19 protein-coding genes and 1 tRNA gene are annotated in these 23,450 nt (G+C 36.0%); 7 read left to right on the top strand and 13 right to left on the bottom strand.

Annotation, left to right across the window (positions count from 1 at the left end):
- Positions 1 to 83: 83 nt before the first annotated feature.
- A complete protein-coding gene (locus ACK4HO_RS05740) occupies positions 84 to 1,994 on the top strand; it encodes an ABC-F family ATP-binding cassette domain-containing protein (RefSeq protein WP_409663829.1) in 1,911 nt (636 codons plus the stop codon).
- Positions 1,995 to 2,009: 15 nt separating this feature from the next.
- Here ACK4HO_RS05740 and ACK4HO_RS05745 read toward each other — a convergent pair whose 3' ends face one another.
- The 6 genes from ACK4HO_RS05745 to ACK4HO_RS05770 all read right to left on the bottom strand — a co-directional run bounded on the left by ACK4HO_RS05745 (position 2,010) and on the right by ACK4HO_RS05770 (position 6,611).
- Positions 2,010 to 2,501, bottom strand: a complete 492-nt coding sequence (locus ACK4HO_RS05745; protein WP_409663831.1) for a DoxX family protein — start codon at positions 2,499 to 2,501, stop codon at positions 2,010 to 2,012.
- Between the two features lie 12 nt (positions 2,502 to 2,513).
- Entirely contained in the window at positions 2,514 to 3,179 is a 666-nt protein-coding gene (locus ACK4HO_RS05750) for a GIN domain-containing protein (RefSeq protein WP_409663833.1), read from the bottom strand.
- Positions 3,180 to 3,210: 31 nt separating this feature from the next.
- Positions 3,211 to 3,567, bottom strand: a complete 357-nt coding sequence (locus ACK4HO_RS05755; RefSeq protein ID WP_409663836.1) for a hypothetical protein — start codon at positions 3,565 to 3,567, stop codon at positions 3,211 to 3,213.
- Positions 3,568 to 3,685: 118 nt separating this feature from the next.
- Positions 3,686 to 4,885, bottom strand: a complete 1,200-nt coding sequence (locus tag ACK4HO_RS05760) for a helix-turn-helix domain-containing protein (protein ID WP_409663839.1) — start codon at positions 4,883 to 4,885, stop codon at positions 3,686 to 3,688.
- 35 nt (positions 4,886 to 4,920) lie between these two features.
- Entirely contained in the window at positions 4,921 to 6,066 is a 1,146-nt protein-coding gene (locus tag ACK4HO_RS05765) for an 8-amino-7-oxononanoate synthase (protein WP_409663842.1), read from the bottom strand.
- Between the two features lie 56 nt (positions 6,067 to 6,122).
- Positions 6,123 to 6,611 (bottom strand): DUF1761 domain-containing protein, encoded by a 489-nt coding sequence (locus tag ACK4HO_RS05770; protein ID WP_409663844.1) that lies wholly within the window; start codon positions 6,609 to 6,611, stop codon positions 6,123 to 6,125.
- Positions 6,612 to 6,825: 214 nt separating this feature from the next.
- On the opposite strand from ACK4HO_RS05770, the gene ACK4HO_RS05775 reads away from it, so the two are divergent.
- The gene (locus ACK4HO_RS05775; RefSeq protein ID WP_409663847.1) at positions 6,826 to 7,680 is read left to right on the top strand and encodes a Two component regulator three Y domain protein; all 855 of its coding nucleotides are present in this window, start codon (positions 6,826 to 6,828) and stop codon (positions 7,678 to 7,680) included.
- A 61-nt stretch (positions 7,681 to 7,741) separates the two neighbouring features.
- Here the strand turns inward: ACK4HO_RS05775 and ACK4HO_RS05780 are convergent, their stop codons facing one another.
- A complete protein-coding gene (locus tag ACK4HO_RS05780; protein WP_409663850.1) occupies positions 7,742 to 8,188 on the bottom strand; it encodes a KTSC domain-containing protein in 447 nt (148 codons plus the stop codon).
- A 159-nt stretch (positions 8,189 to 8,347) separates the two neighbouring features.
- On the opposite strand from ACK4HO_RS05780, the gene ACK4HO_RS05785 reads away from it, so the two are divergent.
- Positions 8,348 to 8,420 (top strand) — tRNA-Met (locus tag ACK4HO_RS05785).
- Positions 8,421 to 8,485: 65 nt separating this feature from the next.
- Positions 8,486 to 9,376, top strand: coding sequence for a GTPase Era (gene era, locus ACK4HO_RS05790; protein WP_409663853.1), 891 nt, complete (start codon positions 8,486 to 8,488; stop codon positions 9,374 to 9,376).
- On the opposite strand, the gene ACK4HO_RS05795 is transcribed toward era, so the two are convergent.
- On the bottom strand, positions 9,377 to 9,886 hold the full coding sequence (locus tag ACK4HO_RS05795; RefSeq protein ID WP_409663856.1) for a hypothetical protein: 510 nt from the start codon (positions 9,884 to 9,886) through the stop codon (positions 9,377 to 9,379).
- A gap of 97 nt (positions 9,887 to 9,983) precedes the next feature.
- On the opposite strand from ACK4HO_RS05795, the gene der reads away from it, so the two are divergent.
- The 3 genes from der to ACK4HO_RS05810 all read left to right on the top strand — a co-directional run bounded on the left by der (position 9,984) and on the right by ACK4HO_RS05810 (position 19,946).
- Entirely contained in the window at positions 9,984 to 11,294 is a 1,311-nt protein-coding gene (der, locus tag ACK4HO_RS05800) for a ribosome biogenesis GTPase Der (RefSeq protein ID WP_409663859.1), read from the top strand.
- Positions 11,295 to 11,437: 143 nt separating this feature from the next.
- Positions 11,438 to 14,224: an outer membrane beta-barrel protein gene (locus ACK4HO_RS05805; protein WP_409663861.1), complete on the top strand. Its 2,787-nt coding sequence runs from the start codon at positions 11,438 to 11,440 to the stop codon at positions 14,222 to 14,224.
- 658 nt (positions 14,225 to 14,882) lie between these two features.
- Positions 14,883 to 19,946 carry a choice-of-anchor I family protein gene (locus ACK4HO_RS05810; protein WP_409663864.1) on the top strand — a complete coding sequence of 1,688 codons (5,064 nt, stop codon included), beginning with the start codon at positions 14,883 to 14,885 and terminating at the stop codon, positions 19,944 to 19,946.
- A gap of 104 nt (positions 19,947 to 20,050) precedes the next feature.
- On the opposite strand, the gene ACK4HO_RS05815 is transcribed toward ACK4HO_RS05810, so the two are convergent.
- The 5 genes from ACK4HO_RS05815 to ACK4HO_RS05835 all read right to left on the bottom strand — a co-directional run bounded on the left by ACK4HO_RS05815 (position 20,051) and on the right by ACK4HO_RS05835 (position 23,305).
- Positions 20,051 to 20,857, bottom strand: coding sequence for a TPM domain-containing protein (locus ACK4HO_RS05815; protein WP_409663867.1), 807 nt, complete (start codon positions 20,855 to 20,857; stop codon positions 20,051 to 20,053).
- On the bottom strand, positions 20,854 to 21,294 hold the full coding sequence (locus ACK4HO_RS05820; protein ID WP_409663870.1) for a TPM domain-containing protein: 441 nt from the start codon (positions 21,292 to 21,294) through the stop codon (positions 20,854 to 20,856). Before ACK4HO_RS05820 ends, ACK4HO_RS05815 begins: the two co-directional genes overlap by 4 nt.
- 9 nt (positions 21,295 to 21,303) lie before the next feature.
- Entirely contained in the window at positions 21,304 to 21,891 is a 588-nt protein-coding gene (locus ACK4HO_RS05825; RefSeq protein WP_409663873.1) for a LemA family protein, read from the bottom strand.
- Positions 21,892 to 21,955: 64 nt separating this feature from the next.
- Positions 21,956 to 22,288, bottom strand: a complete 333-nt coding sequence (locus ACK4HO_RS05830) for a MerR family transcriptional regulator (protein WP_396194720.1) — start codon at positions 22,286 to 22,288, stop codon at positions 21,956 to 21,958.
- 36 nt (positions 22,289 to 22,324) lie between these two features.
- A complete protein-coding gene (locus ACK4HO_RS05835) occupies positions 22,325 to 23,305 on the bottom strand; it encodes a M23 family metallopeptidase (protein WP_409663878.1) in 981 nt (326 codons plus the stop codon).
- Positions 23,306 to 23,450: the final 145 nt, after the last annotated feature.

The raw sequence follows: 23,450 nt of genomic DNA on the forward strand, positions 1-23,450 counted from the left end.
TATAAGTTACGGCTCTCGGGCTTCGGGTTTACAAAGGTACTTTATAGCAATCTTTTTACCTGTAACTTTTGTAACAAATCATTATGTTAAACATACACAATTTATCGGTTTCGTTTGGTGGCACGTATCTTTTTGAAGAAGTAACTTTTCGATTAGGTTCGGGTGACAGAGTAGGATTAGTGGGAAAAAACGGTGCCGGAAAATCGACCATGCTCAAAATTTTAGCCGGTGATTTCAAACCCGATAGCGGACAAATTGCCACGGAGAAAGAAGTGAAAATGGGTTTTCTTCGTCAAGATATCGATTTTGAACAAGGAAGAACGGTGCTGGAAGAAGCTTATGAAGCTTTTGTTAATATTAAAGTAGTGGAGAAAAAGCTAGAAAAAATCAACCATCTTTTAGTAACCAGAACCGATTATGAAAGTGCGGAATATGCCCAAATCATTGAAGATTTATCCGATTACACGCATCGTTTTGAATTGCTTGGCGGTTATAATTATGTGGGCGATACTGAGAAAATTCTTTTAGGCTTAGGATTTAAAAGAGAAGATTTTGAAAACCAAACGGATACTTTTTCGGGTGGATGGCGTATGCGTATTGAGTTGGCAAAATTATTATTGCAATCCAATGACATCCTGTTACTCGATGAGCCGACGAATCACTTGGATATCGAAAGTATCATTTGGTTAGAAGGTTTCCTAAGAAATTTTCCGGGCGTAGTGGTAATCGTTTCACACGATAAAATGTTCTTGGACAATGTAACCAATAGAACGATTGAGATTTCTCTAGGAAAAGCCTATGATTTCAACAAACCGTATTCTCAATATTTAGTGTTGCGTGAAGAGATTCGCGAAAAGCAATTGGCTACGCAAAAGAACCAAGCCAAGAAAATAGAAGAAACCGAAAAGTTAATCGAAAAGTTCCGTGCCAAAGCGTCTAAAGCTTCGATGGCGCAATCGTTGATTAAAAAATTGGATAAAGTAGAGCGAATTGAAGTGGATGAAGATGACAATTCGGTGATGAATATTTCGTTTCCGGTTTCGATGACACCGGGAAGAGTTGTGATTGAAGCCGAACATGTAACGAAAGCTTACGGCGATAAAGTGATTTTAAAAGACATTTCGCTTTTGGTGGAAAGAGGCAGCAAGATTGCTTTCGTTGGGCAAAATGGTCAAGGAAAATCGACTTTCATCAAAGCGATCGTTAACGAATTCAAGTACCAAGGCTCGATTAAAATGGGTCATAACGTGCAAGTGGGTTATTTTGCCCAAAACCAAGCCGAATATTTAGACGGAGAAATTACGCTATTGGAAACGATGACCAATGCAGCAACGGATACCAATCGTTCAAAAGTGCGCGATATGTTGGGTTCATTCCTTTTTCGTGGCGATGATGTAGAGAAGAAAGTCAAAGTGCTTTCAGGAGGCGAAAGAAACCGTTTGGCGTTGTGTAAACTATTGTTGCAACCGATTAATGTGTTGCTGATGGATGAGCCAACCAATCACTTGGACATTAAATCGAAGAATGTGTTGAAAGCCGCATTGCAGAAATATGAGGGAACATTGCTGTTAGTTTCCCACGACAGGGATTTTTTGCAAGGCATGTCGAATTTGGTTTACGAATTCAAAGACCAAAAAATTAAAGAATATTTAGGCGATATCAACTATTTCTTAGAACAACGCAACGCTGCGAATATGCGTGAAATTGAGAAGAAAGATGTGGTGGTAAACACCAATTCGAATAAAGAAAATAAAAGTTTGTCTTACGACGACCAAAAGAAAAGCAAATCTTTGCAAAACCGCTTGAGCAAAATAGAAAGCCAAATCAAACAATTGGAAATCGATATTCAAAACGATGACAGAGAATTGGCTTCCAATTATGATAAACACATTGAAAATGCTAATTTCTTTACGGCTTACAACAAAAAGAAAGCTGAATTAGATAAACTCCTCGAAGATTGGGAAGTGGTGCAAGGCGAGATTGATAATTTATAAAAAAGAGCGTTCCAACTAGGGACGCTCTTTTAGTTTTTGGGTAATTAGATAGTCAATTCCAAATCGGCCTGAGCCTAAAATCATATAAAAAATTCCGACCCAAAGAAATCCCATTGCGGCTAAGCAATTCCATAGGCCGTTATGAATTTGTTGGGCAAAAATGGCGACCAACATCGTACAAATAATTAAAAAAGAAGCGATGCGGGTTTGAAAACCGAGTAATAAAAAGATACCTCCAACGGCTTCGCTAAAAGCGCCCATCCAGGCAAAGAAAGTTGGGGCTAAGGCAAATAGCCCGCCATATTCGGCAACGTCTTTTGGGAACCAAAACGCCACTTCGAATAGTCCTAAGTGTTTGTCTGCCGGTGACCATGGTAAACCAAATTTATCAGCACCAAAACTCGAAGTTAAAAGAAAGCCACAAACAATTCTTGGAACGGCTAATAAGATATCTTGTGACCAATGGGGTAAGAGAAATGGTTTTGTGAGTGGAGAGAATAGTTTCATTTTTTTGGAATATTAGTTATTGATGAAATCACCGTTGCCGGTTTTTTTAGAATTATTGTCGAATTTGGCTTTGCCGATATTTTTAACATCACCATTTCCGTTGAGTTGAGCAGTGAGTTCTTCTGAAACATTTACTGTCACATCACCATTGCCGGTGTTTTTGATGTCTGCTTTTTTAGCGATGAGTTTTTCAGCAGTGACATTCCCGTTACCACTTTTTACAACATCGAAACTATCCGTTGAACCACTAATTTTTGTATCGCCGTTTCCGGTATTTTCTATTCTGAAGTAGCGACCGATTACATTAGTTATTACTAGATTACTGTTGCCAATGTTTTTAATCATAGAAGCTTCCGGCATGGTGATTTTGATTTTACAATTGGTGTTTTCAATGTATTTTTTATTGTTCCAATTGTCTTTGAAACTTAGAGTGAGTTCATGCTCAGTACTTTTTTCTGTAATCGAGAAAATATCAATCAGATTGTCATCAATAGTGACTGAAATACAAAAAGGTTTTCCGATTTCTACCTCTAATTTTCCATCTAAATTTTCGAAATAAATTTTGTCAAAGTTTTTGAAGTCATAGGTTTTAGTGATCGTTTTTCCGGAGCCGTTTAATTGGGCATTTGCCAATAAAGAAGCCAGTGAAAAGGCGATTGTAGTGATAATTGTTTTCATTGTTTTTTTTGATTTATTGATTGAAACTATTTTAATTCTTGTATCCCATTGATAAACCGGTATCTCCGGTAACATGTAAATCTACACTTGCTTGTTCATTTGATTTGTTCTCAATAACAAGTGCGGTGTTTTTTTCTGCCTTCACTATAATAGTTTTATTTGGACTAACAACCATTGGCGAATGGCTACCACCTGTGATAGGTGCCATAAAAATTCTTAAATCATTATTGGAAACATTTTTTAGTTTTACTTTAAAAGTTCCGTGCTCGTTATTGCCTAGGATAAAACTATCATTAGGTTTAATAATAGTGTTGGAGGTTAATGAGCCAAAAACGTTGCATGATGTGACAGCTAGTGCAAAAAAAGCCAGGGTAATAATTGTTTTCATAATAGAAGTTTAATGATTTATAATGAGGCAAAATTGCGCTATAAATCACCGTCAATCGCTTCAAATTATGATTTGAGACCAATTAAAAAACAAGTGGGAAGTGTTGTGAATAAAGGATTTATAGATTTTCTATGAAATCTTTGGGAGAAAGTCCGGTGCTTTTTTTGAAAGCTCTATTAAAAGTTGCTTTTGAATTAAAACCACAGTCAAAAGCAATTCCTAGTAAGGTTGATTTTTTATGGTTACCAGCATTAAATGCTTTTTTTACAGCATCTATTCGGTATTGGTTGATAAAGTCATTAAAGTTTAAACCAAAACCTTGATTGACTACTCTTGAAATTACCGAAGCATTAGTTTCTAATTTTTTGGCCAAATCGGTTAAGGTTAGTTCCGGATTTTCATAAAGTTTTTCCTTGGTAATTAGGGTTTCTATTTTATTTTTCCAAATGGAGGTTTCCAGTGATTCTTGTTCGTGAAATGTTTCGTGTTCAATATCGATAATCACTTCTTCACTCTTGTTGGGTTGTAAAAGTAATGCCGGCTGATTGGTAAAAAGGGATATTTCAAATGGAATTTTGGCAACAATTGGATTTGAATATCCGGTAATAGCGATGTAGTACATGATAATAGAGAAGAACAAAAAGAACCACCAAGTACCAGTATAGGAATCTATTTCAGGATAAAAAAGGCTAACAATGTTTAATACGATAGGTAGCGATAGCATTACCAAAAAAGCATAAAGATAAGTTTGGATCCATTTAAAAAGAACAGCATCGGCATAACTCACGACCTGAAACATCAATTTTCGGTACAAGTTGTAGTAGCGAATTGATGCGATAAAATAAATCATCATTGAAATCAAGCCTATGTTTTGGTACCAACTTTCAAAATCCTTATCTAATCCGTCTTTGTAGAAAAAATAGTCTTTAAAAATAAATTGGTCATAAATCCATAATCCTAAAATATAGAACAGATAACCAATGCCGGGAATGAAATGGATAAAGTTTTTTTGGGTTAATTGAAACGAAGGATTGAGTAAACTTTGGGTATAAAAATAAATAACGGGACCAATCAATAATAAATGCTGAAAAGGCGTATAAAAAAGAATATCTCGATAGGGTTGATTGTCATACCAACCGGCAAATCCCAACATCCAAGGCGCAATATAAAGGCAGCATAAAAAGATAAACAGACTTAACCAGTAATTCGGTTTGTTTTCTGTTTTGATGGCTTTTGCTAAAAGTAAAACGCTGTAGAGTATTCCTTGTGAAAAGGTAATTAGGAGTAGCGAAGAGTAAAAGCCAAACTGAAAAAGCATAAATCAAATTTGGTTAAAGATAACAAAGTTTAGTTTTATTTGAAAGGATGTCGCTGTTGCCAAACTAAAGTGGGTTCTAATTGCGGGAATATTTTTGGCATGAATTTGTTTACCCATTTATTGGTGTGGTAAATGAATCCGGACATCAATATTGGTTCGGCGCCAATAGAACTCTTGATTTCCAAAGCCGTTCTTCCGAAGATAATTTTCTCGAATTGGTTATCTATACCAAATTTGGTCATGTTGTAAAGCATATTCAAATACAACATTTTTTCTTTTTGAATTTGGTCATCATAGCCTAAGAAATAGGTTTCCAAAACATTGCCATTCAAGAGCAGCGTGTGAAAACCAACTAGTTTTTCGTCTAAAAAATACCCAACCAATTTAAATCGGTCACCACATTGTTGCTTAAAAGTAGAGAAATGATTTTTGGCTAAAAAGAAAGTGTTGAACGGAGCGTTTTTAGCCACATGATGATATAGTTCGTAAATGCGTTCTTCTTGCTCAACTATTTGTTCAAATGACAATTCATTAGCTACAATTCCTTCCGCTTTTTTATGCGAACGTTTATATTGATCACGGTATTTTTTGGAGAAAGCAGCAATATAGTCTTCATTGGTTTGCCATTGTTTTTGCAATTCAAAAATCATATTGGGTTGTGTATTGAACTCATATATATATGAAAACTGATGCTTTTTAAGTTCAGCGGCACATTCTTGATAAAAATCTTTGAATGAAACAATATGGATTTTGATTTTTTGCTCTTTAAAATAGTCAGTGATGGCATTGGCACATTCTAAAAGTAAATTACTGATGTCATTATAGTCAATTGTTTTAATGAATTCGTAACCATTTTGTCCGGTAATCATATTGTTACCAAGGAATAAAACATGTGAAGCAAAATTTTTGAAGACAAAATTCCGAACATACGTTTTCAAACATCGGTCTCTTTCTCCAAAGGATTCCAATTTATTCAGATTGAGATATTGCGCCAAGGCAACCCCAATAAGTTCCGCTTTTTCGAATATGCCTATATAAAAGCACTGCATATTCGTGGGTGCCGAATTTTCGAGCACTTTTAAATAATGGGTTTGCAGAAAAACATTCTCTTGCGCAACTTTGTCCCAAGTATCGGGAAGTTGAGCTGTAGAAGAGTAAATTTTATACGAATGTGTATCCAAAGTAAAAAAAATCGCTCCACAAATGTAGAGCGATTGCGTTATAAATAAATGTTAAACTATTTCCAGCCGCATAGGATTGCGCCCATAATGGTCATGGATACTATCCAGTAACCGGCATTCACCATGATGTATTTCCAAGATTTTTGTTCGAATAAACCGTTTATCGCCGTAATGGGTAAAGCTAAAAACAGTCCTGACATAAAGCCGTGTAAAGCACCATGTTTAAACGTTCTGAATTCATTACCATAGTCCGCCATGAATGCCGCATAAGAAGGCTTTGCGGTTTCGATAAAATCAGGGCCGCCAATCATTCCTAAGGCTCCAAATTGATGTATTACCAAACCAGAAGTCATAAAAGATAACATCAAAGAATAAAAAATCGTCAAACCGAAAACTTTTAACATGTTGGATTGTTTCGCTTTTTCTTCGGTCATTCCGGTTTCATTCATCCAGATGGTTCCGAAAACTTTTGGACTGTACCAGACAAATCCAACTACAAGAGTCACTAGTGCTGACACTAAAACTGCGTAAAAATTAAATGGCATAATGTTTATTTTTAATTGGTTAGTGTATCAAATGTATAAAATATTTTTTAAATCTTTTAAACCATAAAAAATCGCGTGGATTGTTAAAATTATTTAATTATTGTAAGATAAATATATAAAAACAATAACTTTATGTGCATTTCATCGATTATATTTGTTTTTAAACGACCTTTCTTATAGTTTTACATCGTCATTAACCTCAAATCTAAATGATATGAAATCTATCTTTACTTATGTAGCAATGCTTTTGGTTTCGACCTCAGTTTTTGCAGAAATATCTTCAACAGAGAAAAATGCTTTGATCAGATTGTACAAAGCTACCAAAGGTTCACAATGGACCACCAAATGGGATTTAAAATCGCCTACCACAACTTGGTATGGTGTTGAAATCAAAAACGATAAAGTAATCGGAATCAAATTGATGAACAATAACCTTGTAGGTGAATTGCCAACTGAAATAGGTGACTTAGCTTCTTTGGAAGTTTTGAATTTATTTAGAAATGATATTTCAGGTGTTTTGCCTGCTTCAATTGGGAACTTAAAAAGTCTTACCAAATTGAATGTGGCATTTAACAAAATATCAGGTGCTTTACCTGAAACCCTAGGAAGTGCAACCCAATTGAAATCAATTGAAATGCACATGAACAGATTAACCGGTGTTTTACCGGTTAGCATAGGAACTTTAACAAGTCTTGAAACCCTTTCTTTATTCAACAATGAAATAGAAGGATCAATTCCAACGTCTTATTATCAGTTAAAATCGCTAAAAGTATTATTGTTAAACAGCAATAGATTAACCGGTAAATTGGAAAAAGAAGTGTCAAATCTTTCTTCTTTAGAAACCTTAAGTTTATTTGAAAACAGAATTGAAGGGCAAGTGCCGTTCGATTTAGAGAAATTGCAAAACTTAAAAGAAATGAATATTTCTTATAATATGTTCAATGGTTTTGTTTCAAGAAATTTGGCCAAGTTAGATACTTTGAATATGACTATGGTCAATGAACAAGGTGTCGCCACTACTTTAAAAGTAAGTATAGATAAAAACTCAGCATTTGCAGCTGATGAATAATATGTTTTGTATTGGTTGTTTAATTAAAAAAGGTCTCAATAATTGAATTGAGACCTTTTTTTTATTCCGCCGCGACTAATTTGGAAGTGCTTCGGTAAATGTATTCGTTGTAAATGTGTCTTCTTGCAAAACGACTTGGCGATTCTGCATTGACCATTTTGATGTAAATAGGTCTTAAAACCCCAAAGTATTCAAAAGAATTCCCGTCTAAGAAAGTGATGTATAAAACACTATTCTCATAGTAAAAGTCAGCAATATTAGTGCTTGTCGTGATTCGAGTATATTCTGCTTTATCTTTTTCCAAAGTTTCCGGTGCAATACTTACTAAGAAATGATAAGCAGCAATAATCTCTTTGCTTTTTTCTTCAGCGGCCAAGCGTTCTGCATCATCAGATATCGCATCAGGATGAGAATCTTTCATACTGTTTCTGTAAATAGTCTTTAACTCTTTGAGAGTTGCTGTCTTCGTAACGCCGAGTAACGCTCTGTACTCGACAATTTTTTTCATATTCATATAGCTGAAAGGTAACCTTTTAGGGTTTTTAAATTTTTTGCAAAAGTAGTTCTTTACTTTTGATATTTAACCAGTCAATTGAAAATTATATATTTTTTTAGTTTAAATAGCTTGTGTGTGTCGATTTTCGTTGTATATTTGCACTCGAAACAGCGCGGGATAGAGCAGTAGGCAGCTCGTCGGGCTCATAACCCGAAGGTCACAGGTTCGAGTCCTGTTCCCGCTACTAACTCAAAGCCATCCATTATTTGGGTGGCTTTTTTTCTTTAATACTGTTTCACATTTTTTAGCATGGAACAAAAACACAAAGCAGGCTTCGTCAACATCATCGGAAACCCAAACGTTGGGAAATCAACCTTAATGAATGCTTTCGTTGGGGAAAGGTTATCCATTATAACTTCTAAAGCACAAACTACACGTCATAGAATTTTAGGCATCGTGAATGGTGAAGATTTTCAGGTTGTACTATCAGATACTCCCGGTATCATTAAACCGGCTTATGAAATGCAAAAATCCATGATGGACTTTGTAAAATCGGCTTTTGAAGATGCTGATGTTTTGATTTATATGGTTGAAATAGGAGAGAAAGAACTTAAAGACGAAGACTTTTTTAATAAAATCATCCATTCTAAAATTCCGGTGTTGTTGCTGTTGAATAAAATCGACAAATCCAATCAAGACGAATTAGAAGAACAAATTGAGTTGTGGAAAGCCAAAGTGCCAAATGCCGAGATTTTCCCAATATCAGCGTTAGAGAATTTCAATGTGAAAGAAGTATTCGCCCGTATTTTAGATTTACTTCCTGTTTCGCCCCCTTATTATCCTAAAGATGCTTTGACAGACAAGCCGGAACGTTTTTTTGTTAACGAAACTATTCGTGAAAAAATCTTATTGAACTACGACAAAGAAATTCCATACGCCGTAGAAATCGAAACAGAAGAGTTCATCGAAGACGAAAAAATCATCCGAATTCGTTCTGTAATTATGGTCGAGCGCGATACGCAAAAAGGAATCATCATTGGTCACAAAGGCGCAGCTTTGAAAAAAGTCGGCATGCAATCTCGTGAAGATTTAGAAAAGTTTTTCGGCAAACAAATCCACATCGAATTGTATGTAAAAGTCAATAAAGACTGGAGAAGTAATGCTTACCAACTGCGTCGTTTTGGTTACAACCAAAAATAATTACTCTTTTATGATGTCCATAAAAACGGCTTCAAGTTCATCCATCTGAGCATGACCTTTTTCTCGAATTTGTCGGGCAATAACATAAATTAGAAACCAAATAATCACCATAATAAACATCACGATGAAATCCATAAGCATGGGTTCATTGAGCGTGTAATTGGAGTAAGCAAACATCCCAAATAGGGTAAAAATACCGGCGACTACAAAATGCAGAAACATAAACATGGTCCACAACGTTTGATCAGGTCCAAATAATCCTCTGATGTGGGTTGCGTTTTTTTCGTTGCCTTCTTTTTCTTCTAATTCAATGCTTAAATGCGGTGACCAATAGCGTCTTTTTTCGGCCGAAAAAGTGAACTGTATGTGATTATTTCTCACTTTCATTACAAAATCAGTCGACTGGTTTTTTTGTCTGTAATTAACAAACTTCTCTCTGACTTCCGTTATGTTTTGTTCGAGGTCTTTAAAAAATCGAGGGCGAAGTCTAACCTCATGTTCCGTGTCCATAAAAACAGTTTTTAGGATGTTAATACCATACTAAAAGTAATAAAATAATTGAATTTGTGCTCTTTAATACTACCTTTGCACCATATTTAAAATGATTATGAACAATATTGTAGCCATAGTTGGAAGACCAAATGTAGGGAAATCGACTTTTTTTAACCGTTTAATCAAAAGAAGAGAAGCCATCGTTGACTCGGTTAGCGGAGTAACTCGTGATAGAAATTACGGCAAAAGCGAATGGAATGGAAAAGAGTTTTCGGTAATTGACACCGGTGGTTATATCAAAGGTTCAGATGATATTTTTGAAGGAGAAATTCGCCGTCAAGTAGAATTGGCTATCGACGAAGCCGATGCTATTATTTTCGTTGTCGATGTTGAAGAAGGTATTACACCTATGGATGCCGAGGTAGCCAAATTGTTGCGAAAAGTAACCAAACCAATTTTATTGGCCGTAAACAAAGTTGACAATGCGATGCGTGAAAAAGACGCTATCGAGTTTTATAATTTAGGCTTAGGTGAATATTTTACCATTGCCAGCATCAGCGGAAGCGGAACCGGAGAATTGTTAGACAAATTAGTCGAAGTATTACCTGAGTTACCTGAAGTTTCTGAAGACGAAGAACAATTGCCAAGATTTTGTGTAGTAGGTCGTCCTAATGCCGGAAAATCTTCTTTTATCAATGCGTTAATTGGTGAAGATAGATTCGTTGTAACCGATATAGCCGGAACAACCCGTGATTCTATCGATACAAGGTACAACCGTTTCGGTTTCGAATTTAACTTAGTGGATACGGCCGGAATCAGAAGAAAAGCCAAAGTAAAAGAAGATTTAGAATTTTATTCGGTAATGCGTTCGGTGCGCGCCATTGAGCATTCTGATGTTTGTATTCTTTTAATCGATGCCACTCGTGGTTTTGAAGGACAGGACCAAAGTATTTTTTGGTTGGCCGAAAAGAACAGAAAAGGCGTGATTATTTTGGTGAACAAATGGGATTTGGTTGAAAAAGACACCATGTCAACCCGTGATTACGAAGCCAAAATTCGTGAAGAATTGCAGCCGTTTACAGACGTGCCGATTATTTTTACATCTGCTATAACGAAACAACGTTTGTTAAAAGCATTGGAGGAAACAGTAAAAGTTTTTGAAAACAGAAAACAACGCATCCCAACCTCAAAGTTCAACGACTTTATGTTGAAGTTGATTGAAGCTTATCCACCGCCGGCTTTGAAAGGAAAATATGTGAAAATCAAATATTGTATGCAATTGCCAACGCCAACACCTCAGTTTGTGTTTTTTGCCAATTTGCCTCAATACGTAAAAGAACCGTACAAACGTTTTCTTGAAAATAAAATCCGTGAAAACTGGGATTTCTCAGGCGTTCCGATTGATATTTACATCAGAGAAAAGTAAATAAAGGGAGTTTCAGACCATACTAATAAATTAGCATTATCTGTAAATGTTAAATGTTTCGTAAGAAATTTTTACATTACACACTAAAATTAGAATTTAGCCGTTATTATTGTTTTTAACTTAATAACTGCTAAATTTTTTTTATGCCAAAATCTCTCTGTTTATTCTTAGCACTTTTTATTACCTCCATCACATTTGCACAATCAACAATCACGCTTAAAGGAAAAGTGATTGACGAAACGACCAAATTACCCATCGAATCGGCAACGGTTTATTTAACAGCTGTCAAAGATTCTTCAGTGGTTGATTATACCATCACCAATAAAACGGGTAATTTTAACTTCAAAATAAAAAAATCAGACAAACCGGTATTGCTTAAGATTTCTTATATAAGTTATCAGGATTTTAAAGAGGACAAAGTCGATTTAAATACCGATAAAGATTTTGGAACAATAGCATTGAAGGAAGCAGTTAATGCGCTTAATGAAGTGGTTGTTAAATCTGAAATTCCGCCCATCAGAATTAAAAAAGATACTTTAGAATTTAATGCTGCTTCGTTTAAAGTTGGTGCCGATGCTAATGTAGAAGCACTTCTCAAGCAATTACCCGGAGTAGAAATAACCCCTGAAGGTAAAATCACCGTGAATGGCAAGGAAGTGAATAATATTTTGGTGAACGGAAAACCATTCTTTGGTAAAGACGGAAAAATAGCTACGCAAAATCTTCCGGCCGAAATTATAGACAAAGTTCAGGTCGTAGATACCAAAACCAAATCCGAAGAAATATCTGGAGAAGCGTCAAGTTCTCAAGAGAAAACCATCAATTTGACCATACAGGAAGACAAAAACAAAGGGCTTTTCGGGAAAGTGGTTGCCGGACAAGGTTCAGACAAGCGATATGAGTCGAGTTTACTTTTGAATTATTTCAAAGGAGAGAGAAAAATCAGTGTCTTGGCTTCTTCCAATAACATCAATTCGATTGGATTTTCAATGGATGAAATCTTTGATAATATGGGCGGCGGAAGAAACCGATCCGTTTATTATAACGGTGATGACGGCTCTTTTGGGATCAACAGTATGTCGTTTGGCGGAAACAATCGAGGAATCACCAAATCTAATTTGGTTGGTATCAATTATCAGGATCAATTATTTAAAAAACTGGACCAAAGCGGTAGCTATTATTTTACCAATTCTGAATCCAAAAACAACAATAGAACCAGTAGAACTAATCTTTTACCGGAAGGAAATACATTGACCAACTCCAGCTTGCTAACTGAAAGTGACACCAACGGACACAATGCTACGCTTGATTTTGAGATAAAATTAGATTCTACTGCCACCATAGTGATAAGCCCATCGTTTCAAAAAGGGTTTTCAAAGAATAAATCAGTTAGGTCACAATTGACCACGAACGAGGCGCAAGAAGAATTAAACCGCAGTTCAAATGATGATTATTCGGAAAATGGCTATTCTACTTTTGGAACAAATGCGAGTTTTAGTAAAAAATTCAACAAAAAGAACCGAGGCATGGTGGTTAATTTTGAAACTGAAATCAAAAGAAGGGATAATTTTCTCGATACCAATTCGGCCACACTTTTTGCCGATGCCACACCGGATGATATTCGGCAACAAAATAAATTTGACAAAGAAAAGAACGATTTTGTCAAAACAGAGTTTCGTTTTGGTGAACCTTTAACCGATTCACTTCGCTTGAGTTTCACTTCGGAAGTAACCTTCAGAAAGATAAAAAATACGGCTAATACTTTTGATTTTGATTCAGGAACTAATGCTTACAGTGATTTCAATGACGAACAATCCAATCAAACGAGTTCGAAAGTGACTACTTTTTTCCCTTCCACAGGTTTGATTTTGGCCAAAGGGAAAACGAATGGAAGAATTAATTTTGGCCCAGAATTTATCACTTTTGACGCCCAATCCGATTATTTGGGTGCTACGACCAAGAGAAACAAAAATTATGTGCTGCCAAGAGTAAAAGGTTACATAAGTCATCAAATAACCAAGTCTAAATCGATTTACTCTTTTTATGATTTTGGAGTCCAACTTCCCGAAGCCTATCAGGTTTTAGAGTTTCAAAATTTCTCTAATCCGTTGAACACCATTACAGGAAATGACGATTTGAAACCTACCCAAACCCATAGTTTATATTTTAGTTTTAACGACTACGACTATGCTGCGCGCTCGGGTTACTATCTGTATTCGGGATTTAATTTAAGCAATAATGCCGTAGTTTCTTTTACCGAGTTTGATGATAATTTTAAATCGGAAACAACCTATAAAAATGTTGATTTGACTTATACTTCTTATTTAGGAATTAGCTGGAGTAAGTCTAATAAAAAAGAAAAAAGAATGTTCCGTTACGGCGCGAGTATTGACTTCAATCATGATTACAATCAAGGATTTACCAATGCTGTTCAGTTTGAATCAAAAGCTTTGTCTGTCAATCCGCGAATTAATGCCAGTTGGAGTATTGACGAATTGATTACCATTTCGCCATCTTATCGATATACTTTTAAAAATACAGATTTTAAAAATTATTTGCTGACCAATGCCCAAAATTTCATTCACAACGGTAAATTAGAAATCACTTCTTATGTCCCTAAAAAAGTCGTTATAGGAAGTGACTTTGGTTATACTTACAACTCCAATATAGCCGATGGTTTTAAAAAAGATTTCTATTTGTGGAATGTGAGTTTGGGTTATAATTTCTTTAAAGACCAATTCTTGGCCAAAGTAAAAGTCTACGATTTACTCGACCAAAACCAAAACAGCACCAGAACCATTACACCAACCGCAATTGTTGATGCCGAAAACACCGTGTTAAAACGTTACGTAATGTTCTCGCTAACTTATAAACTCGAAAAGTTTGGCGGAAAGAAAAAAGGGGAAGGCGGAATTATGATAATGGATTAAATAAAAAAGCCTCGTTTTTTTAAACGAGGTTTTTTTATTAATCTGATAACCAATATGCAAAATTCCTCTAAAATACCAACCTAGAAATACCGTAAACAAGACTATCAAAAGATATACTGCCAATCCTTTACTGGCTTCTAAGTAGTACAATAAACATTAGGATTATTGTCGCACTGCAAAAGCTAAAGTTTTCTTTTTTTTATTAAGTTATACCATAATATCGATGATATTTTTTTCAATTATGGGAATGGGAAGAACTGAGAATCGCATGTCTTTTCAAAAGACTTTTTCATTGCCTTTGAATGTTCTGGTGCAAATACCAAACTGCGCGTCTGTTCCTTTTTGGAGTGCATTGACATAGTAGTGAAGCTTTGAAAACCAAATTCAAAATCACTACCATTTGCAATGATTTCTTTATTGAAACTTTACAATTATTTAAAGTTTATAGCAATAAAAGGCTTTTGTCTGTAATAATATTTTATTAGAATCTTCTCAGTAATAAATTATCTAATAAAAGCAATATAATGTAAAATTATTGTAAAGTGCTGATAATTTTGAAGTTAATTGAGCTAATAGCTTAACTTTTATATAAAGTTGAATTGATTTTTAACTTTTTAATATAATCTAAATTTGACTGTCAAAATTTAAAACAACAACAATGATGAAAAAATTTCTTCTAGAAAAGCATAGTTCTATACTATGTTTTTTGGCTTTATTCAGCTTTTTCTTTATAGAAAGTAGCAGTGCGCAGTTGGCTGTAAAGTCTTCTGTAGCTAGTACCAATGGCGCTGAAATTTCAGCTTTTGATCCTGCTACAAACCGTCTTTTTACGGTGGCAGGAAACGCTATAGAGTATTATACTTTGAGCAATACAGGCGTTCTGTCAAGTCCAACGACAATACCTTACGGGCTAACATTGGCTCCAGGAACTACTGCTTTACCCAATTCGGTAGCAATAAAAAACGGTGTTCTAGCTTTTAGTTTTGCCATTGTTGGTGCTAACAATGCACAACAATTGGGTAAGGTTGCATTTTACAATCCTGTGACAGCTACTTATATTTCTGATGTTACAGTCGGATACTTGCCGGACATGATTGCCTTTAGCCCAGACGGTACTAAAATTTTAACAGCAAATGAAGGTGAACCAAATAGCTACAATCAAGCTACATCATTCGATCCCGAAGGTTCTGTTTCTATTATAGATATTTCTGCAGGAATAGCAAGTGCTACTGTCACAGAAGCTACATTTATAAATTTCAATTCACAAATGGCTGCTCTTAAGGCTTCAGGTGTACGAATTTATGGGCCTAATGCTTCAGTGGCACAAGATTTAGAGCCAGAGTATGTTACTTTTATTGATAATGCTACTGCCGCTGTAACATTACAAGAAAACAATGCTGTTGCAATAGTAAACATAGCATCCGCTACAGTAACTAATATTTATCCTTTGGGATTGAAAGATCACAGTATAGCCGGAAACGGATTTGACGCAAGTGATAGAGACTTAACCTCGACTACCGGAACAATTAATATCCAAAACTGGCCTGTAAAAGGAATGTATATGCCTGATGCCATAGCTAGTTTCGTAAGCGGAGGTAACACTTTCTTTATTACTGCAAACGAAGGTGACTCACGTGATTATTTAGGATTTTCTGAAGAAATAAGAGTAGGTGCTGCAGGATATGTTTTAGATGCTACTATTTTTCCAAATGCTGCAACTTTAAAATTGAATGCTAATTTAGGTCGACTTCAATTATCAAGTGCAACGGGTAACACCGATGCAGATACTGATTTTGACGAGATACATGCATTGGGTTCTCGTTCATTCAGTATTTGGAACAGTACTTTTACCCAAGTTTATGATAGTGGAGATCAATTAGAGCAAATTACAGCCACTCAAAACGCATTGGCTTTCAATTCAGATGGTACATCATCTTCTTTTGACGGTCGTAGTGATAACAAAGGACCTGAGCCTGAAGGTGTAACAACCGGAATGGTAAATGGGGTACTTTATGCCTTTGTTGGGAGCGAAAGAACAGGGGATATTTTTATGTACGACATAACTAATCCTACGGCACCTATTTTCAAGCAATATATTAACACAGCTGCTGATTTAGGAGTAGAAGGAATAATTTTTGTTCCTTCATCTGATAGTCCAACAGGTAACGCATTAGTATTTGTAAGTGCTGAGGTAAGCAAAACTATTTCTGTATACGAATTTGCACCACCAACAGTAGATTTAGCTGTCAGTACTAACATAGCTTCTGAAACTGCGGGTACTGTAGTTACTGTAACTGCTACTTCTTCGGTACCAGTTGATGGCAATAAAACACTTTCGCTAAATGTATCAGGGACAAATATTACTTCATCCGATTATAATTTAAATAATACAACAATTACAATTTTTTCAGGCGAAACAAGTGGTTCAGTTACATTTACGGTTTTGAATGACAATACTGTGGAATCTATTGAAACAGCTGTTTTAACTATCAGCAACCCTTCATCGGGTATTGCTTTAGGTAGTATTTCATCTCAAAACATCTCAATTAATGATTTCGTGTTTACAATGCAGATATTACATGCATCTGATTTTGAAGGAGCAGTTGAAGCGGTTACAGATGCTCCACGTTTTGCAGCAATTATTGACCAACTTGAAGATACCTATTCAAATACAATTAAACTTTCTTCTGGTGATAACTATATTCCAGGACCATTCTTAAGTACTGGGGGCGATCCAAGTCTTGCCGCTGTTTTCAAAACGGCTTATGAGAGTTACTACAGCACTACCTTTACTAGTCCTCCTGTTAATTTGGCAGCAAGTATAGGTAGAGCAGATATTTCCATTATGAACTTTATCGGAATTGAAGCTTCAGCACTAGGTAATCATGAATTTGATTTAGGTACAAATGAAATAAGAACAATAATTGGTGGAGCAAATAATACAGGCGCAACAATAACAACATGGTTTGGCGCTCAATTTCCATACTTAAGTTCTAATTTAAATTTCAGTGGTGATTCAAATTTATCCGGCATAGCAACAACAGATCGATTGAGATTGAATACTAGTTTCCAGTCAAATCCTTCCGAATCTCGCAGTGCAATAACAAATAAATTAAAACTTGCCCCATCAACTATCATTATGAAAGGTGGTCAAAAAATTGGTGTTGTGGGTGCTACTACACAGGTTTTGGCAAGTATTTCTTCACCTGGAGCTACAACTGTAATTGGAGGTGGCGCTAATGATATGACGATTTTGTCCGGGATAATTCAGCCGGTTGTTAATTCATTGATTAATGATGGATGTAATAAGATTATTCTACTTTCTCATTTACAGCAAATTGCTTTTGAAAAAGAATTGGCTACAAAATTAACGGGAGTAGATATTATAATGGCAGGTGGTTCAAATACATTAATGGCCGATGCTAATGACCGTTTACGCTCAGGTGATGTTGCTGTAGAAACGTATCCGTTTCTTGCTACAGACTTAGATGGAAAAACAATAGCATTAATTAATACAGATGGAAATTATCAATATGTTGGAAGATTAGTAGTAGGTTTTGATTCTGATGGGACCTTGATTCCATCAACAATCGACCCATTAATCTCGGGTGTTTACGCAACAGATGAACAAGGACTAAATGATGTATGGGGCGCCAATGTTGGAAATGCCTTTGCAGTAGGTACACGAGGTTATCAAGTACAGTTATTATGTAATGCAATCGGAAATGTAATTACTTTAAAAGATGGTAATCTTTTTGGTAAAACATCTGTATTCCTCGAAGGACGAAGAAATTTTGTACGAACAGAAGAAACTAATCTCGGAAATGTAACAGCAGAAGCAAATTTGTGGATGGCTAATTTTTATGATCCAGCAACTGTAATTTCTATCAAAAATGGTGGTGGTATCCGTTCAGCAATTGGAAATGTTATAGCCGTTGGTGATGAGGTAACTTTGGTGCCGCCTATTGCCAATCCATCAGCGGGTAAACAATCTGGTGATATTTCTCAATTAGATATAGAAAACTCATTGCGATTTAACAATCAACTTTCTTTGGTTACACTTACTGCAAGCGGATTGAGGGCGATACTCGAACATGCAGTAGCCGGAACAACCGCTACTTCTACCCCAGGTCAGTTTGCGCAAGTTGCAGGTGTAAGATACAGTTACAACTTTAGCAATCCTGTGGGTTCAAGGATTCTAAATGCAGTAATCACTGATTCATCAGGTAACGTTACAGATACTTTAGTTCAAAATGGTACAACGACTGGTAATTTATCACGTACATTTAGAGTGGTTACCTTGAACTTCCTTGCAAGTGGTGGAGATGGTTTCCCGTTTAATACATTAGGAACAGACAGAGTTGATTTGAATACATTGCCACAACAAGGTCCGGGGATGGCATCATTTACAAATCCGGGTTCTGAACAAGATGCGTTTGCTGAATTTATGAAAAATCAATATGATACAATACCTTATGGTATAGAAGAAACCCCATTGGTTCAGGATTGTAGAATTCAAAGAGTTCCTGCACGTACTGATGATGTGTTGCCTCTTAATCCTGGTATAAATGGCTCATTGGTTATTGCTAATGGCACTTCAGTTACAGATTCACAACTATTTGTTGCCTTAGGTGGAGATCCTACATCAGGAGGAACATGGAGCCCAGCATTAGCAGGCACGGGAGTTTATACATACACTGTTACATCTTCCTGTACGGGTTCGGCGTCTACTACGGTGAAAGTAACAGATTTTATGTGTACTTATGGTGTAGGAGCTTGGGGTAATATTGGGGGAAGTTATTGTAATGGCACAACAGGAAGCCTATCTACTTTGCAACTTCTTACTCAAAGTTTAAGTAACGCTGGAGGAACAATTACTTTAGGGAGTCCGGGTCGTTCAGTAGTAATTACTTCACCAACTGGAGCACAGTGTATTATTAATAAATTACCTGGTGGCGGAAGTCCTAAAGAATTAAACGTCGGAAATACTTCTATTTGTTCTTTACCAAATGGTAAAATTAAAAATGGATTATTGGCACAAGCAATCACATTAGCCTTAAATATAAACACAACAAGTCCATCGTTTTTAGGGGGATTTAAATTACAAACAGGAACTTTTGCAACAGCTAAACCTGTAGGTGGATGTGGCTCTAATTTACCAACTGAAAGAGTTTGTGACACTAGTACAAACGAATATAGATATACTACTCTTAATAGTGTAGTAGTTAATGCCATTATTGCTGATGAAAATGGAAACAAAACTGTTGCAGGATTACTAGATTTAGCAAATCGCGCGTTGGGTAATTCGGACAATATTATTGGCTCAGAAAGTGGTGTTAGCCTTTTAGTAATTCAGAAAGCTGTTGAATCAATAAATAACGCTTTTGATAATTGTAGAGTTTTTATGGGTTGGGATATTACACCATGTGCCTTGGCTAATGCAAAAACAGCTGATAGTTCTGTTTTAACAAATGAACTATTTTCAGCGATTGCTTACCCTAATCCATTTGCTGTTACCTTTGCGATTGACGTTAATACTTCATCAAAAGAGATGATCAGCATCAAAGTATACGACATGGTCGGTCGTTTAATTGAGCGAATTGATACTACAGCAGATGATTTAGAAGGATTAACTATAGGAAATAATTATCCAAGTGGAGTTTACAATGTAAATATTACTAATGGATCAGATATTAAAACCATACGAGTGGTGAAAAGATAATTAATTTTCAATCAAATTATTAATAAAAAATCCTTCTCATTTATTTGAGAAGGATTTTTTTATGTATTTTAAATCTATGATTTGTAACTTAATTGTTCTACTTACTACCAACTTCCACCTGAACCACCGCCTGAGAATCCGCCACCGCCAAATCCGCCACCGAATCCGCCGCCGCCAAAACCTCCTCCGGAAGAACCACCACCAAAGCTACCGCCACCACCACGGCCCAAACTGCTTAGGATAATGATATCCGCTAAGTCAAAGCCACCGCCGCGATTACCATGGTTTCCACCGCCACCATTGCCTTTGTTCTTAGCGATTATAAATATGATGACAATGATGATAATGATGATAGGTAAAATGGGAAAGTCGCCATTTTTTTTACTTTTTTTTCTTTCGCCTTTGTATTTGCCTTTAAAGACATCAAATAAAGCGTCAACACCTTTGTCTAAGCCGCGATAATAACTTCCGGCTTTGAACTCGGGAATAATAATGTTTCGCGTAATTTCTCCGCCAATTCCGGCTGTTAATCGGTCTTCTAATCCGTATCCTGCCGAAATCCAAATCTTTCTTTCGGCTTTTGCCAAAAGAATAATTACACCGTTGTCGTTTTCTTTGCTGCCGCCAATGCCCCATGTTTGTCCCCATTTTGGAGTCAAAATTCCTATGTCTTCACCTTGTAAACTTTCAATGGTAATCACCACAATTTGAGTTGAAGTACTGTCAGAATAACGAATGAGTTTTTGTTCGAGCTGTATTTTCTCTTCCGGACTCAAAACATTGGCATAATCGTAAACGGAAGTTTGAACTTTTGGTATTTTAGGGATGGTATATTGAGCAAAACCAACTTGTGAAACAAAAAGAAAAATGATTAGCTTCAGGAAAACGGGAATAGTTATGTTATATTTCATTCTCCTTTTGATATTTCGTTTGATAATTCATCGGTGTCTCCGTCTTGGTAGGGGAAGTATTTTTGGAGTTGTTCTCCGGCTCTAAGTATGCCTTCCACAAGACCTTGTTTGTATTTACTTTCTTTAAAGTTTTTCGACATGACATCACGGGTACAATCCCAAAAATCATTCGGAACCAAATCGTTGATGCCTTTGTCGCCGCAAATCACAAAGTGTTTGTCTTTGACCGCGAGGTAAATTAAAACCCCGTTTTTCAATTCGGTTTCATCCATTTTTAACAAATGGAAAACTTCCATCGCCCGCTCAAACGGTTCGATGGAAGTATGTTTTTCTATGTGTACTCTAATTTCCCCGGAAGTATTTTTTTCGGCCACGCGAATAGCTTCAACAATTTCTTGCTCTTCTTCTGAGGTTAAAAAGTCTTCTACTTTAGACATGGCGATCAATTAGAATTTTACTTCTACCGGTTTTTCAGCACCTTCAACGGCTTTGAAATATGGTTTTTCTTTATATTTTCCTAAAAATATACTTTGTGGCATCGCCAATACATAACCGTTATAATCTAAAACAGATTCATTAAAGCGTGTTCTTGACGTTAAAATTTGGTTTTCAGTACTCGCCAATTCATCTTGTAGTTTCAAGAAATTTTGGTTGGCTTTCAGGTCCGGATATTGCTCTACCGAAACTAAAAGTCTTGATAATGATGAAGAAACTCCTGATTGTGCTGAGTTAAAAGCGGCTAATTGTTCCGGGGTTACATTAGAAGGATCAATAGTTACTGCAGTAGCTTTTGCTCTGGCCTCAATCACTGCTGTTAAAGTTCCTTTTTCAAATTCAGCCGCACCTTTTACAGTGTTTACTAAATTTCCAATTAAGTCATTTCTTCTTTGATAAGCTGTGTTTACATTTCCCCACTCTTTATTTACTGCTTGGTCTTTTTGCAAGCCTTTGTTCATCACACCCATTACCCAAAAAGCAATGATTAAGATCAATCCAATTCCAATAATCCAAGGTAAAAATTTTTTAAAATCCATGTTTGTTTTAATTTAAGGTTTGTTATTAGTTTTTAATTTTTTTCGTTTGTTACAAAAACCAGACCTAAAGTTGGTTCTTGATATTTAATAATTGTGCTTTCACTGTTTCCAGTTTACTGATGATTTCAAATTTGTCCAAAGTTTTCTTTTGGCCTTCTTTTAAATGCGTTCTTGCACCGTCAAGCGTAAAGCCACGTTCTTTAACCAAATGGTAAATCAGTTGTATATTTTTCACATCTTCCGGCGTGAACATTCGGTTACCTTTGGCGTTTTTCTTAGGTTTTAAGATGTCAAATTCTTTGTCCCAAAAACGAATCAATGAGGCATTCACATTAAAAGCCTTGGCTACTTCGCCAATGCTGTAATATCTTTTTCCTTCTTTTAACTCTATATGCATAGTGTTTTGTTTTTCTATGTTTATAAAACTTGAACTTTAGTCAAGTGACTGATTCTCCTGATTCGCCAATTTCGAAATAACCGTGTATTCTGCTGCCGAAATATTTCCGTAATAAAAATTCAGCGGATTCACGACTTTGCCGTCTTTGTGCACTTCATAATGCAAATGCGGTGCTTCACTTCGGCCTGTGCTTCCCACATAACCAATCACATCACCACGTTTTACCCTTTGTCCGGCTCTGACTTTGTATTTACTCAAATGTGCATATAACGTCAAATAACCATAACCATGACTGATTTCTATATGGTTTCCGAAACCAGATTTTGAATTGTCTGCATTTTTTACAACACCATCACCAGTGGCAAAAATCGGAGTTCCCGTTTTCGCCGTGAAATCCATGCCTTCGTGCATCTTACGCACTTTGGTAAATGGGTCACTTCGATAACCAAAACCCGAAGCCACTCGCTTCATTTGCTCATTTTTCACCGGTTGTATTGCCGGAATCGCTGAAAGCAATTTGTTTTTCTCTTTGGCTAACTTCAAAATTTCATCCAACGATTTCGACTGAATAGCCAATTCTTTCGAAATGATATCTACTCTTTTGGAAGTATTCACCACCAATTCCGAGTTGTCAAATCCTTCTAATTCTTTGTACCGATTCACACCGCCAAAACCCGCTTTGCGTTGTTCCGCCGGAATAGGTGACGTATTAAAATAAGCTCGGTAAATATTATTGTCTCTTTCCTCAACATCCGCCAACACTTCTTCGACTTGGTCAATTTTTTTGTTCAAAATGGAATAGCGCAACTTCATCGTTTCAATTTCACGCGCCTGTAATCTATCTTTCGGAGTTTCTAAATAGGAACTGTTCAGCAAAACCACAAAACACAAAAAGCCAAATAATCCTGATGCGAGTAAAAATAATCCAATATAACCCAGTTTTTTGGAGAGTTTTGGTTTGATTTTACGGTAAGCCAAACTTTCGGTATCGAAATAATACTTTACTTTTTTCGCCATCTTTTATTTTATACTATTTTTGTGCTTGTTTTAAGAAAACAATGGTTATACGAACAAATTTAACAAATGTTTCAGTCAATCCCTAAATTTATTTTAGGAGCGAATGGCTCGGGCATTTTAGTAAACCTTATTCCTGCTGTCCGTT

It is taken from the genome of Flavobacterium sp. (assembly GCF_046296355.1).
In the GTDB taxonomy this organism is placed as follows: Bacteria; Bacteroidota; Bacteroidia; order Flavobacteriales; family Flavobacteriaceae; genus Flavobacterium.